General features: G+C 46.3%; 14 protein-coding genes. 3 read left to right on the forward strand and 11 right to left on the reverse strand.

Annotation, left to right across the window (positions count from 1 at the left end; genetic code table 11):
- Positions 1-11 precede the first annotated feature (11 nt).
- The 5 genes from L0660_RS06890 to hisS form a co-directional block, all read right to left on the reverse strand.
- A complete protein-coding gene (locus L0660_RS06890) occupies positions 12-467 on the reverse strand; it encodes an RES family NAD+ phosphorylase (protein ID WP_235158781.1) in 456 nt (151 codons plus the stop codon).
- Positions 467-895: an antitoxin Xre/MbcA/ParS toxin-binding domain-containing protein gene (locus L0660_RS06895; protein ID WP_233798457.1), complete on the reverse strand. Its 429-nt coding sequence runs from the start codon at positions 893-895 to the stop codon at positions 467-469. Before L0660_RS06895 ends, L0660_RS06890 begins: the two co-directional genes overlap by 1 nt.
- A gap of 68 nt (positions 896-963) precedes the next feature.
- Positions 964-2232, reverse strand: coding sequence for a histidinol dehydrogenase (gene hisD / locus L0660_RS06900; RefSeq protein ID WP_235158782.1), 1269 nt, complete (start codon positions 2230-2232; stop codon positions 964-966).
- 4 nt (positions 2233-2236) lie between these two features.
- Positions 2237-3100 carry an ATP phosphoribosyltransferase gene (hisG, locus tag L0660_RS06905; protein ID WP_233798459.1) on the reverse strand — a complete coding sequence of 288 codons (864 nt, stop codon included), beginning with the start codon at positions 3098-3100 and terminating at the stop codon, positions 2237-2239.
- 47 nt (positions 3101-3147) lie between these two features.
- Positions 3148-4518, reverse strand: coding sequence for a histidine--tRNA ligase (hisS, locus tag L0660_RS06910; protein ID WP_235158784.1), 1371 nt, complete (start codon positions 4516-4518; stop codon positions 3148-3150).
- A gap of 231 nt (positions 4519-4749) precedes the next feature.
- Between hisS and L0660_RS06915 the strand changes: the two genes are divergently transcribed.
- On the forward strand, positions 4750-4902 hold the full coding sequence (locus L0660_RS06915; protein ID WP_169719995.1) for a hypothetical protein: 153 nt from the start codon (positions 4750-4752) through the stop codon (positions 4900-4902).
- A gap of 36 nt (positions 4903-4938) precedes the next feature.
- Here the strand turns inward: L0660_RS06915 and L0660_RS06920 are convergent, their stop codons facing one another.
- Positions 4939-5262 carry a hypothetical protein gene (locus L0660_RS06920; protein WP_235158786.1) on the reverse strand — a complete coding sequence of 108 codons (324 nt, stop codon included), beginning with the start codon at positions 5260-5262 and terminating at the stop codon, positions 4939-4941.
- A 109-nt stretch (positions 5263-5371) separates the two neighbouring features.
- On the opposite strand from L0660_RS06920, the gene L0660_RS06925 reads away from it, so the two are divergent.
- On the forward strand, positions 5372-6148 hold the full coding sequence (locus L0660_RS06925) for a class I SAM-dependent methyltransferase (RefSeq protein ID WP_235158788.1): 777 nt from the start codon (positions 5372-5374) through the stop codon (positions 6146-6148).
- Positions 6149-6654: 506 nt separating this feature from the next.
- Here the strand turns inward: L0660_RS06925 and L0660_RS06930 are convergent.
- From L0660_RS06930 to L0660_RS06950, 5 genes are all read right to left on the reverse strand, one after another.
- Positions 6655-7665 (reverse strand): glycosyltransferase family 2 protein, encoded by a 1011-nt coding sequence (locus tag L0660_RS06930; protein WP_235158789.1) that lies wholly within the window; start codon positions 7663-7665, stop codon positions 6655-6657.
- Between the two features lie 70 nt (positions 7666-7735).
- On the reverse strand, positions 7736-9031 hold the full coding sequence (gene hemL / locus L0660_RS06935; protein ID WP_235158790.1) for a glutamate-1-semialdehyde 2,1-aminomutase: 1296 nt from the start codon (positions 9029-9031) through the stop codon (positions 7736-7738).
- Positions 9032-9049: 18 nt separating this feature from the next.
- On the reverse strand, positions 9050-10762 hold the full coding sequence (locus tag L0660_RS06940) for an ABC transporter substrate-binding protein (RefSeq protein WP_235158792.1): 1713 nt from the start codon (positions 10760-10762) through the stop codon (positions 9050-9052).
- Between the two features lie 121 nt (positions 10763-10883).
- Positions 10884-12710, reverse strand: a complete 1827-nt coding sequence (gene yidC, locus L0660_RS06945; protein WP_235158794.1) for a membrane protein insertase YidC — start codon at positions 12708-12710, stop codon at positions 10884-10886.
- 84 nt (positions 12711-12794) lie between these two features.
- The gene (locus L0660_RS06950) at positions 12795-14459 is read right to left on the reverse strand and encodes a CTP synthase (RefSeq protein ID WP_026628857.1); all 1665 of its coding nucleotides are present in this window, start codon (positions 14457-14459) and stop codon (positions 12795-12797) included.
- Between the two features lie 283 nt (positions 14460-14742).
- Between L0660_RS06950 and L0660_RS06955 the strand changes: the two genes are divergently transcribed.
- Positions 14743-15195, forward strand: a complete 453-nt coding sequence (locus L0660_RS06955) for a PIG-L deacetylase family protein (protein WP_235158796.1) — start codon at positions 14743-14745, stop codon at positions 15193-15195.
- Positions 15196-15246 lie beyond the last annotated feature (51 nt).

Consider the following 15246-nt stretch of genomic DNA (forward strand, 5'->3'; position numbering starts at 1 on the left):
GATGCGGTTATTTACTTTTTTGAAAAAAAGAATAGTCGTTTGTCAAATTCAAATGGCTCAATATGAATCACTTTCACTTCACTGGCAGCAGGATGCGACGGATTGATTAAATAATTATACTCCGAATTCACCACCACCGACGGAACTCTCAATAGCAACGACTTGCTGTCTTCCAACCAATCGTCACCCACCGACTTGCTCCATTGCGGATCCTGTTTCCAGTCTTCTATAGTGTATGCAGCGAGCGATTTAATGTCATCAGGCACAAAAAGCACCGCAACAACATAGTCCGGAGGCGGCGTGGACCGGCTGGCATGAACCAGCACTTCCAGCATAGCAAGCGACCTGTGCGAGGACGCATAGAGCATTGGTCTGCCGGGCGAGTTCCACCTTCCACCATGGTGAAAAGCGCCAATCCCAGTCAAATCGTCTTTATAAATAGTGCGTGTAATCCTAAATAGCTCCATTAAGCAAAAATACCGTGTTCGATTCGTCCCAACTCTGTTTTAATCAGTTCTATGCCTGCGTGTGTACGCAGAAAACTGATGGGTTTCTCCTGCCCCAAAGCAGGAATTTCATTGTTGAGCCAATCCAGAAAATATTCTTTACCTAGCACCCGAACTCCTATTGAAAAGAGATCTGCAAGCGAAATGAGATGATCTGAAACAACATTGCTAAGCAGATCCACATCATTGTAACGTTGCAGGTTGCGGGATGTTACAGGCAATAATGCAATGATATCTTTCACATCCATGCCTACTGAATCCGCCAGATGCTGAATGGATGCTTTCGGCACGCCATTTGCTGCAAGGTAAGCAAGATCGAAATCATTCTTTACAGCATGCTTCAGAATGCCATAACCTCCGAGCCGTTCATTAACCATGTATGCTGTCATCGCTCTTTTGATTGAGTTGAAAAATGTCCCCAAATTTAAGACATTTTTCCAGCATTAAAAATTCCTTCCTACAAAAGACTTGTCAGCCTGATGCTAACTGCTTTCTTATGTGCATCCAGTGACTCGGCTGCTGCCATGGCTTCCACAACGGGGCCAATTTGCTGGATTCCTTCCTTAGTAATGTTCTGAATGGTAATCTTTTTCACAAAACTATCAACCGAGACGCCGCTATATGCACGTGCGTAGCCATTGGTGGGTAATGTGTGATTGGTGCCTGAGGCGTAATCACCGCATGATTCCGGTGTATAATTGCCCAGGAATATTGAGCCCGCATTGACTATTTGTTCTGAAACCGCTTCTGCATTCTCAACACTTAATATTAAATGTTCGGCTGCATATTGGTTTAGCAGATCAATGGCATCCTCCTCGTTGTCGAGCAGAATGGCTTTGCTGTTGGCAATGGATTGAGCAGCCAGATCGCGTCTGGGCAGCTTGTCCATTTGTGAGGATAATGTGAGATTGACAGCTGATAGGAGCTTTTTGCTGGTCGAAACAAGCAACACCTGGCTGTCCGGACCGTGCTCGGCCTGGGATAAAAGATCAGCGGCTACAAATGCAGAAATGGCGCTATCATCCGCATAAACGGCAACTTCCGATGGTCCGGCAGGCATGTCAATGGCGATGCCTTCCTTGCTGACCAGCATTTTGGCCGTGGTAACATACTGATTACCAGGCCCAAAAATTTTGTAAACCTTTGGAACAGATTCCGTTCCATAAGCCATTGCCGCAATCGCCTGCGCCCCTCCTATCCGAAATGCTTTGGTAACGCCCACTAACTGCGCTGCATATAAAATAGCCGGATGATCCGAAGGCGTGCATAACACAACTTCCTTACAACCCGCAATTTTGGCAGGGATTCCAAGCATTAATACAGTGCTGAACAATGGCGCGGAACCGCCGGGAATGTATATTCCAACTTTCTCAATCCCAACACTTTTACGCCAGCAAGTAACGCCGGGCATGGTTTCAATCTTTTCGGCGGGTTGGAGCTGGGCTTCGTGAAATTTGTAAATGTTCTGATAAGCCTGTCCGATGGCTTCCTTCAAGGTCTCATCCAACTTGTCAGCAGCGCCACTTAATTCTGCTTCTGTGAAAGCAATGTTATCCAGCACTGTTTTATCGAATTTCAGCGCCAGTTCCTTAATGCCTTCGTCACCTTCTTTCCTTACCTTATCGAGGATCGGATTTACTTTTGCTTCGATATCCTGTGCTTCCTGAACGGGGCGGGCCAGCAATGCGGGCCATTGGTCTCTTTCAGGAAATGGAATAATATTCATACAATTATAAGATCATTTTTTCAATTGGAATAACCAGAATCCCCTCTGCACCAGCCTGTCTGATTTTCTCGATATTTTCCCAAAACTCATTTTCATTGATCACCGAATGCAAAGAACACCAGCCTTCTGTGGCCAGCGGCAGGATCGTTGGGGCACGCATGCCGGGCAAGAACTTGGTAATGCTCTCCACAGCGCTGGTGGGGCAGTTGAGCAAAATATATTTGTTATTCTTCGCAACCTGAACAGACTTGATACGGAAAAGCAATTGATCCAAAAGATCCTTTTGCACCTCCGAAAGATGCTTGCTTGCAATCATGACCGCCTCGGAGCGGAAAATCGTTTCCACCTCTTTCAAGCCGTTGCTCAAAAGTGTGCTGCCGGAACTTACAATATCACAAACAGCGTCTGCCAAACCAATGCTAGGCGCAATTTCAACCGATCCGCTAATTTCGTGGATCTGGGCTTTCACATTATTCGAACTCAGATATTTCTCCAACAAACGCGGATAAGTCGTAGCAATGCTCTTTCCTTCCAGGTCAGATACGTTGTTGTAATCGTGCTCGCGGAGAACGCCGATTGACAATCTGCATTTCGAGAAACCCAGCTTGTGAACCGTATCCACGTCCCGATTTGACTCCTCAGAAACATTCTCACCTACGATGCCCAAATGCGCCACGCCGTCCTCAACATATCCAGGAATATCATCGTCCCGCAGGAAAAGGATTTGAGCAGGAAAATTTGTAGCGTCGGTTTTCAACTTTCCGGCACCATTATCAAACCTGATCCCACACTCTTTGATCAATTTTAAAGAGTCTTCACTCAACCTTCCGGATTTTTGTATTGCAATTCTTAATATGTTGTCATTCATCGTGTTGTGGGCTTCCGCTAAGCAACGGTTTGGTCTGTAAGTTAAGTTTAGTTATTGTTTTCGGCGAGTGACGCAATGATGTCGTCGCTATTCAGCTTCTGCTGCTCACCTGTTTTCATATTTTTCAAAGTCAGCTGACCCGTTTCCATTTCATCCGACCCTATCAAAATAACGAACGGAATGTTCTTCCTGTCGGCATAATCCAGCTGCTTTTTAAGTTTTACCGAATCCGGGTAAATTTCAGCATTAATGCCCGCTGCCCTCAGCTTTGGCAAGATAGACAACCCGAAACGGAATGCTGGCTGGTCAAAGTTTGAAATCATAACCTTAGTTGCCGTCTTTTGGTTTTCAGGAAAGAGATTGAGTTCTTCCATGACATCATAAATCCGGTCGACGCCGAGCGAAATGCCCACGCCGGAAATGCCTGGAACGCCAAAAGTGCCCGTCAAATTATCATAACGACCACCGCCGGAAATGCTGCCAATTTGAACATTGTTCGCTTTCACTTCGAAAATAGCTCCTGTATAATAGGAAAGGCCGCGCGCCAATGTTACATCAAATTGGATCTTCGGGTTTTCCAGCCCGAGGTTTTTTATGAGATCCCAAACTTCTTCCAACTCCTGCACGCCCTTCATTGCAATTTCCGAACTCCCCAGCCAGTTTTTCAAAGCCGTAAAAGGTTCGTCACCATCGGAAAGACTAAAAACTGGGTCAAGTTGCGTAACACTGTCGCTGGAAAAGCCACGTTCAACGAGCTCTTCAACGACTTTATCCTTTCCTATTTTATCCAATTTATCAATCGCAACGCAAAGCGGGCCTTCCATCCCATGGGCACCGATCATGTCCGCAATGCCCGTGAGGATTTTCCGGTTATTGATCTTCACGGTAAAATCATTGATCCCTAATGCAGGTAAGATCTCGTGCAGAAGCAAAACGATCTCCGCTTCGCAAAGCAGCGAATCGGTTCCCACAACATCTGCATCGCACTGGTAAAATTCACGGTAACGGCCTTTTTGCGGACGGTCTGCACGCCAGACAGGCTGGATCTGATATCTTTTAAAAGGCATTACCAATGTTCCCCTGTTCATCACCACATAACGGGCGAAGGGAACCGTAAGGTCGTAACGCAGTCCTTTTTCAGAAATTTTCGAAGTTAATGGTTTGGAACCTTCCTGCCAGTCGGCATCGGTGAGCTTTCCGCTAAAATCTCCGGAGTTCAGTATTTTGAACAAAAGCTGATCGCCTTCATCGCCATATTTGCCCATAAGAACCGAGAGGTTTTCGAAGGCTGGTGTTTCCAAAGGCAAAAATCCATATCGTTGGAAAGAGCGGCGGATGGTGTCAAAAATAAAAGTACGTTTTGCCATTTGTTCGGGACCGAAGTCTCGGGTTCCGCGGGCAAGGGATGGTTTACTCATTGAATTCATTCGGTAAATTTACTGCGCACCGGAACCTGAAAGCGATGAACCGGCAAGTGAAGTTTGCCGGCTATCGAACGTCAATTGGTGTCAGTATTTGTAATTAATTTGGCTTGTAGGCCAATTTAACCGTAAAGTTAGGGCAGGTTAGGCAATATTTGTGACTATTGTCTGCATTATTTACATGAAAATGATTAATTTTGCGGCTCTTTCACAAAACAATATTTTACAATGGGAGTTACGGAATTAAAACGTAAGAGTCGCAGAAACAAAGCAGTGGCTAATAACCGCACAGCGAAAATCAAAGATCTTTTACGCAAGCCAGAAGTACGCAACGTTGATGTTGAAGCAATAAAGGCTCAGTTTGAAGCTAATAAAAAATAATTTAGCATCTACGAAAAGGAATTCAACTAGTCCCTGTCAATCTGTTTTGGTAGGGCTTTTTGCTTTTTTACCGGGTTTATGCTTGCTGGCAGACTTAATGTTGATTTTCCGAACAAGCTGACGCATGCTGCGCCGGGTTTCCCTGCGGACATCCAGTAGTATCCGGAACCGGAGGGCTTCGCCAAACATGATGAGGCCACCATTGATCAGCGCAAGACTATACAATCCCAATACAACCCAAACCTGCGTAGGAACTCCTGTCCGGCGCTGGTGTGCTGCCTCGCTCAGGACGGTCAGGCCAAAACTGAAAATCAACAAGCCGAACGGAGCCAATATCATCCATTTCGTACGCGTTGACATTCGTTTAATTAGCCTTTTGCCAGGTGGTTTCGGATCGATTGATGGAATCATTTATTACTTTTTTCCTTATTATGATCCTAAAATTATTAATTTTTAGTTAATTGATTTAATGAAATCCATCATTAGTTTAGTATTAAGGTATATTCCCCGGCCGTATCTGCAACTGGTCGGACATTGGGTTGCCCGTTTTCTCAGCATTTTTTACATTGGTAATCAGGTTGAATGTCCTGTTTGCGAAAGCCGTTACCGGAAATTCCTGCCTTACGGCCGTAACACTTCCAGCCGTGAGAACGCACTTTGCCCGAGTTGCCTTTCCTTAGAGCGACACAGGCTAATGGGTCTATATCTTAAAAGAAAGACCAATTTCTTTACCGCCAACCTCAAAGTCCTGCACGTAGCACCAGAATATTGCTTCATAGATCGCTTCGAGCAGATGAAAAACCTGGATTATATTACAGCTGACATTGAGTCACCACTGGCGAAGGTGAAGATGGACATTCATTCAATTCCGTTCCCGGAAAATACATTTGATGTTGCCTTCTGCAATCACGTAATGGAGCACGTGGACGATTATATTCTGGCCATGAGCGAGCTGCATCGTGTTCTAAAACCTGGCGGCTGGGCACTGATCCAATCGCCACAGGACATGAAGTACGAAGTGACTTATGAAGATGCCACGATTACAGATCCCAAGGAAAGGGAAAAGTACTTTTTACAAAATGACCATTTGCGGCTATTTGGACGAAATTATGGTCGCGAGTTGGAGAAAGGTGGTTTTACTGTTAAGGAGGACCGATTTGTGATGGATGAGCTGACAAAAGCGGAGGTTGCAAGATATGCATTGCCTGGTGAGGAGATCGTTTATTTTTGCCAGAAGGCGTTGTGATGTCGTCGTATCAACACGGCGGACGGAGTAGCGAGTAACGCGGCCGCAAGGTGGCTGACAGGCCGACGATGTTCTAGCAGGGTCACGGACCGGCGGACGGCGAGCCAGCAGGCGGCGGGCAGCGGGCCAGCAAGGGCGGACTGAGGGCCAGCACGGTGGCGAGCCGACGAGGACGGACGAAGGACCAGCACGGTAGCGAGCCGGCGAGGCACAGACGAAGGACCAGCACGGTAGCGAGCCGGCGAGGCACGGACGAAGGACCAGCACGGTAGCGAGCCGGCGAGGCACGGACGAAGGACCAGCACGGTAGCGAGCCGGCGAGGCACGGACGAAGGACCAGCACGGTAGCGAGCCGGCGGCATCCTGGGGTTGAAACCCCAGGTTATAATATCTGAATGATTATGATATAATCACCATCCCAGAGCCCCTAAATAATATCGTCAGATATGATAGATACTATAGCCCGGGGTTTCAACCCCGGGATCCCGGTAATTTGGAAGCCAATGTTATGATGGATATTCGATGGTCGCGCCGGTTTCCCGGTGCGATTTTTTTTCGAAAAGCCGTTTCCATCCCTCTTCCAGAAAGCCGATTCCGTAGCCGAAAAGCTGGACAAAAGCGGCTCCTATGCCCAGAAATGCAACCTCAGCGCTGCCTGTTTTTCTGAATGCATCTATAAAAAGAAGGGCAATGTATGTGGCTAATCCAATCAGCCCGAGATAGAAGAATGGCTTGAAGATCAGGAACCAAAGGGGAATGCTGCAAACTGCCAAGGTAAAAAGCAGCGGGAATGTGTGCACGAGTTTCAGTTCATCCGGGTAAAACCGGGCAATGTTGATCCTGGCTCTTCCAAAAAATTTTAGTTGTCTGAAAAACGGGATGAACTGCGTGCGGCGCTTGTGATAAATGAATGCATCCGGGATCAATGCAGAGCGGAATCCGAGCCGTAGAGCAGCAATGCTGAACAGAATGTCCTCTCCCATCCGGCTTGTTAAAAAGCCTCCTGTTTTTTCCCAAACCTGCCTGGAAAGGCCCATATTGAAACTTCTAGGGTGGAAAGTCCCACCCATGTTATTCTTCCTTCCCCTGATCCCTCCCGTCGTGAAAACGGAGGTCATGGAATAGCTGATCGCTTTTTGTATAGGCGTAAAAGAAGGATGATCTGTGTCGGGACCACCGTACAGATCGACGTAGTCCGTGTTTAGCTTTTGCTCGACAACAGCCAGATAGTCAGGTTCAACCAGCGCATCTGAATCCAGCAGAATAAAATAGTCCCCCGAAGCACGCTCGAAACCGTGGTTTCTGGCAAAGCCCTGCCCCCCGTTTTCTTTGAAGAAGTATTTAATGTTCAGTTTATCTTCAAAAGATTTTACAACCGCATCCGCCATGATTTTTGAGCCATCTTCCACAATGATCACCTCAAAATGCTTAATAGTCTGGTGCACAAGACATTCCAGCAATTCCTGCAACTCGTCTGGACGGTTGTAGACAGGGATAATGATGGAGTATTGGCGCATTAAATAATTTTGAATGAATGAATGAGTGAATGAGCAGTCGCGGATGCGATGAATGAATGGTCGCCGATTTTTATAGATCTAGAATCTCTTTTAGTGATTCCTCATTAGCCGTTATGATTTTGTCTAAATGCTTGTCTTCCAATGCAGTGGATAGGAACATGCTTTCGAATTGGGATGGGCCCATGTAGATGCCCCGGTCTAGCATAGCGTGGAAATATCTGCCAAATAATGGAAGGTCTGACGACTTTGCAGATGGAAAGTCTGTCACGGGCTGATCGGTGAAGAAGAGCGTATACATGGAGCCGATGTGGTTCAATGTATAGTTTAAACCCAACTTCTGCATGGATGCCTTGAAACCAGTTGATAACTTCTCTCCCGATGCTTCCAGTTGCGTATAAACTTCCGGATGATCGTTCAGATAATTCAGCATGGTTAGCCCCGCTGCCATCGCAATCGGGTTGCCAGACAGCGTCCCTGCCTGATAAACCGGGCCAGCTGGCGACACCTTGTTCATAATGTCAGCCCTGCCTCCGTAAGCTCCTACGGGCATTCCTCCACCTATAATTTTTCCTAACGTTGTTAGATCGGGTGTAATTCCGAATCTTTCCTGTGCTCCGCCCTTTGCCAAACGGAAGCCTGTCATTACTTCGTCCAGGATCAGGACGATTCCTTCCTCATCACATATTGTACGCAAACCCTGCAAAAAACCTTCGGCAGGAAGGACGCAGCCCATGTTACCAACCACAGGTTCAAGGATCAATGCTGCAATTGCATTCTTGTTGGCATTTACGAGCGTTTGAACTGCTTCAAGATCATTAAATGGTGCTGTTAATGTGTCATTTGCCACACCTTTTGTAACGCCCGGGCTATCCGGTGTGCCGAAAGTGACGGCACCGCTGCCCGCAGCTATTAAAAAGCTGTCGCCGTGGCCATGATAGCAGCCTTCAAATTTGATAATCTTATCTCTTCCTGTAAAACCTCTGGCCACCCGGATCGCAGACATTGTAGCCTCGGTGCCCGAATTTACCATTCTTACCTTTTCGATCGAAGGCACCATACTTACGATAAGCTCAGCCATTTCCACCTCCCGGCGCGTTGGCGCACCGAAAGAGAATGAATGCTGAATGGCATCGTAAACTGCCTTTTGTATCAATTCGTTAGCATGTCCCAGGATCATTGGGCCCCAGGAATTGATTAATTCTATATACTCATTATCATCCTCGTCGTAAACATAAGGCCCCTTGGCTGACTTGATAAAAACGGGCGAACCGCCCACTGCGCGAAAAGCGCGGACGGGAGAATTTACGCCACCAGGAATGAAATGTTGTGCTTTTTCAAAAAGATGCTGACTCGTTGCAATGTTCATTGGATATGCTAATTTGGGTTACCTGTCTACTGGCGTCCATTTGGAGCCGTTATGTTTCAAAACAGGTGTAATCTGGTTCTCGTTTGCTTTTGTAAAATTAAATCCTGACAAAAGATATTCATCACCTGCCGGCCGTGCGGATTGCAAGCCGTCCTGAAACCTATCTTTATGCTTGGCAAGCATACGCATAAAAAACAATAGCTGGTCGAATCCCTGATAAGAGTAAACGGATGGGAAAGTGTTCGTTTTGTTCCAGTAATTCTTTTGAAACTCACGAATGTTCTCCTTTTCACGGTCTACATAATCCGTATCAATCAGGTAAAGCCGGGATGCATAGCGGTTAAGTCTGGACTGCTGCGCGCTGAAACTTGTGGATGTGCTCAGGACCGGAGTTGTTGTCAGTTTACGTCGGTTCAACACCTCCATCAACATTGCGCCGGAAGATCCGTCGGTAGAGAAGAGGGCGATGTGAGATGGTTTTGTAGTTTCAAAGGTGGAAAGATTGTTTTCCAGCCACTCCCGGGATGTTTGGATTTTAAGCATTTCCAGCACTTTCCCTCCCTTACTCTTCCATTCATTGGCATATGAAAATGCCATTGCAGAGTCCTTTGACGTTCCACCGTAGTAGATCGCCGCGGACAATCCCATCGCCTGCGTTTTCATCCATTGCGCAGCTTTTTGCATTTGAAAAGCGATAGACGGATGCGCCAGGTAAATATTAGAGCCGGATTTCAAGAGGTTGCCATCGGTTGAAAGCGGATTAAGCATGATAGCCCTTCCATTAGCAACATAGCTGGAAGTGACCTCGAATGTGGCAGGATACAAGGGTCCGATCACCATATCAGATTGCTGAAAATTCTTATTCTCGACAATCGGCTCAACCGTTTTGGCATCAGCTCCCACGTCATATGCCCAGAGGTTTACGCTTATTCCCTCAGCGGCAAGCTGTTCTTTGGCCATTATAAGGCCCTGGTAATAGTCGTAAGCAAACTGGTTCGAACGGCGCCTGCCCGTGCTGAATTCATCCAAGCGAAACGGAAGGAGCACAGAAACATCATAGTAACCTTTTGTCCACTGCCCTTCGGATTTTGGAATGCTGCGCTTTGGCGCTTCTTCTGCTACGGCAACTTTTTCTTTTTTACTAAATTTAAACTGCTTTTGAAGCTGCTCCGCGATCTGGAAGTCAGTTTGTGTTGAGCTTGGGGAAGTCTCTATAAAGTGGACCAGGGTCAATGCAATGTCCCGATCATCCGCATATTGCTTCTGCAGTCCTTTCAGTTTAGCCAGATCGGTAATGGAGCCGAAATAATGTTGTTTTAAAGAAAATACATCCTTTGCCAAAGAGGAATCCTTGATTTTGGCCAAATGTGCCAGTCCTTCATCCGTTTTGCCCTCTTCCAGCGCAATGGCACCAAGCAGATATTGCGCATCGGCAATACGGTTCCACCCGGGATAGCGGCTTTGCAATTGCAGTAACATTTGCTTGCTCTCCCTGAAACGCTTCAATTGGTAAGCAGAAAGCGCATAATAGTAATGTGCGTAGGCTGAGAAGGTGGTTTTTGAATTGACACTTGTCAATGGCGAAAGTTTCTCCATTGCTGCGGCATAACGTCCTTGTTTATAATCTCCAAGCGCCGCTTTATATCTGCTTTCCGTTTGTGCAATACTCTGGGCAAATGCTGCATCGCTCAAACCGGCAAGTATGAAGATGACTACAATAATTGATTTCATCGTAACAGTGGGTGAAAATTGAGTAACGGCGGACAAATTACAAAATCCGGTCTAAGAGAAAAAAACGGGCAATATTTCCGGTTGGAAACATTGCCCTATACATTACGATATATTAAATCTTTTATTTCTTTTTCGAACGCTTTTCAAGCTCAGCCTGCTTCTTTTTGGCCTCTTCTGCGGCTTGAAGCGACTTTTCCAGATATTTCTGGAACTTCGTCTGCTTCTTCTCGCCATTCGCGTTTTTCTTTCTATTTTCTTCCAGAATGTTCCGGATCTTGTCTTCATTCACAAAACGCTTGATCAAAAGCTGCTGCGCGATCGTCACCACGTTTGATACAAAATAATAGAATGTCAAACCGGCAGGAAACGAGTTAAGAACAAACATGAACATCAACGGCATAATGTAGCCCAACACTTTCATGTTTACAGGGCCAGGCTGCGTTGGCGTGATCTGATTGTTATAATAAGCATAACCAATGCTGGATGCCGTCATCAACACGGTGAACAAGCTAATGTGGTTTCCTACACCGAAAGGAATGGTAAAGGGCAGCTTGATAAACGAATCATAAGTAGAAAGGTCGCTCGCCCACAGGAAGGGTTGCTGCCGCAGCTCAATCAGGTTGGGGAACAGGAAGAACAGCGAAAACAGGATTGGCATGGTCGCCAGCACGGGGATACAGCCGCTCAGCGGGCTTACGCCTACTTCCTGATAAAGCTTCATCTGATCTTGCTGCTGCTTTGCCATATCATCCGGGTTCTGGCTGCGGATCTGTTCCAGCTCGGGTGCCAGCAGGCGCATCTTGGCCATGCTGATATATGACTTGTAAGTCAGCGGTGTAAGGATCGTTTTTACAAAAATTACCAGCAGTATGATTAAAAGACCATAATTGCTAACAAATTTTTCCAAAAAGTTAAAAAGTGGAACGAGGAAAAACTTGTTGATAGGCTTTAAAAACGCATATCCGAGATAAACATTCTGGTCGAAATTCTCGGCTTTAACCTTATCGACAAGGTGATAATCGTTTGGTCCAAGGAAGAACTGATAATTGGCCTCCCCTTTCTGTATGGCGGACATCGGGATTCCGGCCGAAACATGCATTGTCTTTACGATGGTCGAATCCGCAGGGTTCACGTCAGCCCTTACAGCTACATTACCAAACGGATGCTTACCCGCGATCAGACCGGCAAGGAAGTATTTATGTTTGATTGTAAACCACTTAACAGGTTCGGCCGTTTTATCCTCTTCTGTTGCTGTCGGGCTCGTCGCAAGGCTTTGCAGATCATCGGTATAATAGTTGATCGTGACCACCTCACGGTTCTTGTGCATATCATTTTCCAATTGCAGCAGATCATTGTTCCAGTCCAGCTGAACCAGTTTGTCACTTGATCCGGTAGCATTTGATTTGATGCCGTAATCGATCACATAACCGCTTCCATGCACAACATACGTTTGTTCAACAAACTGATTGCCTTTCAACGGAGCGCGGTAAGTGACTATTACTGAGTCTTTTTCCCCTACTTTCTGATCTTGCGCCTCGGTAGTGAAGAACAGGTCCGTCAAGCGCACGTCACCTGTTGTGGTCGGGAAGTTGATCCGAAAACTGTTATGATTTTCCGCAATCAGGTAAAGCGGCTTCTGATCGTAGGTTTTGTATTTTTTCAACATTACCTCTTTCATGACCCCTCCTTTGTTAGAGAAAACGACACGCGTGTCGTTAGTCTCGATTACCAGGTCTTTCGGAGCGACTTGCGCTACCGCATTTGAATCAGTGGATTGAGCAGATAAGTTGGTTGAATCCGAAACTGTTGGTGATTGAACAGAGGGTTTTGTAGTAACTTGTTTTACTTGCTCCACAGGTGCAGGTTCCACAGGTTTTGGAACCAGTATCTGGTAGCCAATCAGCATTAGCATGATTAATACTAAGCCGATGATAAAATTTTTATCCATTATTTACTTGAAATGATTGAAATAGTAAACCCGCGAGGGGACGGCAAAGGTAATAAGTTTTTTGCTTATCGGCCTTTTTTGTGATCAGTGGATTGTGGTGTTAAGCGATTCAACAGATCTCTTTTGCAGCGAATAAGTAAGTGCAGCACTCACGAAGTTCACAAAAATCGGATGCGGGTTCATCACCGTGCTTTTCAGCTCAGGGTGGAATTGCACGCCAATGTAGAACGGATGCCCGGGCAGCTCAACCATTTCAACGAGGTTGTTGTCAGGATTAATTCCGGTTGCAACCAGTCCTTTTTCCTCGAAGTCTTTGAGATACTTGTTGTTGAACTCATAACGGTGGCGGTGGCGCTCGCTAATGTTCGTTTTGCCATAGATCCGGCTCGCCAGCGTGTCCTTCTTGATCTTGCATGGATAAGCTCCCAGACGCATGGTGCCGCCTTTGTTGGAAACGTCCTTCTGATCTTTCATCAGGTGGATAACCGGATGATCGGTGTTCGCGTCCATTTCAACAGAATGTGCTCCATCCCAGCCTATTACATTTCTTGCATATTCAATAACCGCCATTTGCATGCCTAAACAGATTCCGAAGAAAGGAATGTTGTTCTCACGCACATACTGGATCGCTGCGATTTTTCCTTCGATCCCTCTTTCACCAAAACCAGGCGCAACCAGAACACCATCCAGGCTTTCCAATTTTTCCACGGCATTTTCTGCTGTAAGGCTTTCCGAATGGATCCATTCAATGTTCACTTTGCACTCGTTAGCTGCTCCGGCGTGAATGAATGATTCAACGATGGATTTGTAAGCGTCATGCAATTCAACATATTTTCCTACCAGACCAATGCGGATGGAATCAACCGGATTTTTATAGCGGGACAAAAACGTCTTCCACGAATCCAGATCGACGTCTTTATCGTTGTAAATATCGAGCATATAGAGCGCGCGCTGATCCAGTCTTTCTTTCAGCATCAGCAAAGGAACGGCGTAAATCGTATCCGCGTCCATGGCCTCGATAACAGAATTCACCTGAACATTGCAGAAAAGCGCGATCTTTTTGCGGATATCGTAAGGAAGCGGATGTTCCGTGCGGCAAACAAGGATATCCGGCTGGATCCCCGCTTCTTGCAGCATTCTTACCGAGTGTTGTGTCGGTTTGGTTTTCAGCTCTCCGGCAGAATTCAAATAAGGGATCAGCGTCAGATGGATCACAAGCGTATTATGTTCTTCCATCTCAAACTTAACCTGACGAACTGCTTCCAGGAACGGAAGTGACTCAATGTCCCCTACGCAACCGCCGATTTCCGTAATAACGATATCGTAATCGCCGGTTTGCCCGAGCAGGAGCATATTCCTTTTCAGCTCGTCCGTAATGTGCGGAACAACCTGAACAGTTTTGCCCAGAAAATCCCCCCGGCGCTCGGCTGTAATGACATTGTGGTAGATGCGTCCCGTAGTAACATTGTTGGCCTGGGACGTGCGAACATTCAGGAAACGCTCGTAATGGCCCAGATCAAGATCCGTTTCGGCACCGTCGTCCGTTACATAGCACTCGCCGTGCTCGTAAGGATTCATGGTTCCCGGGTCAATATTAAGATATGGATCGAATTTTTGAATCGTAACAGAAAGCCCTCGGGCTTGCAGTAGTTTTGCTAATGAAGAGGCAATGATTCCTTTGCCAAGTGAAGATGTTACACCGCCCGTAACGAAAATGTACTTCGCGGTCTTTCGTGCTTTGGAAGCCATAAGACGTTGCTTTTTTTCTATGATTACGGGATACAAAGATACAGGAATATTAGAAGAATCTAAGCGGGGGCTTTTTAAATATTACCGTAAAATCATTAAACACTTGTTACTCTGGAAGGTTAGCAGGCGTAAATTTTTCTGCCCCCATTTTCTCCAAACAAGCTTTTGCACAGGTTTTAAGTGCGTTTGTGACTTCATAAAATGCATAAAATTTTGAATAAAAAAAACTACAAATTTTAATTCCTATTTTGCATCAATCCCAACCTAAATCATTTTAACCAATATGAGAAAAATTTTATTTCTGCCATTTCTGCTGATATGCCTAACGCCCGCATTTTCACAAAGCGCAAAGGACGCTGCCAAAACACCGCTCAAAATCATTGTGTTTGGCGCACATCCTGACGACTGCGACCTTGGCGCCGGAGGCGTCGCATCCATTTACTCCTCCATGGGACATAAGGTTAAATTCGTTTCCCTTACCAATGGCGACGCAGGCCACCAGGATATTGGCGGCGGAGAATTGGCCAAACGTCGGCTTAATGAAACAAAGGAAGTGGCGAAGCGACTAGGCATCGAATACGACGTGCTCGACAACCACGACGGCGAGCTTTTCCCCACATTAGAAAACCGGCTGGCAGTGATCCGCAAAATCCGTGAATGGAATGCAGATGTGGTGATCGCACCCAGAACAAACGACTATCACCCCGATCACCGCAATACTGGGGTGATTGTGTAGGATGCATCCTACCTGGTAATAGTGCCTAATATTCTTAGTAGTGTGCCTCCG

The sequence above is a fragment of the Dyadobacter sp. CY351 genome, from assembly GCF_021502625.1.
GTDB lineage: Bacteria > Bacteroidota > Bacteroidia > Cytophagales > Spirosomataceae > Dyadobacter > Dyadobacter chenhuakuii.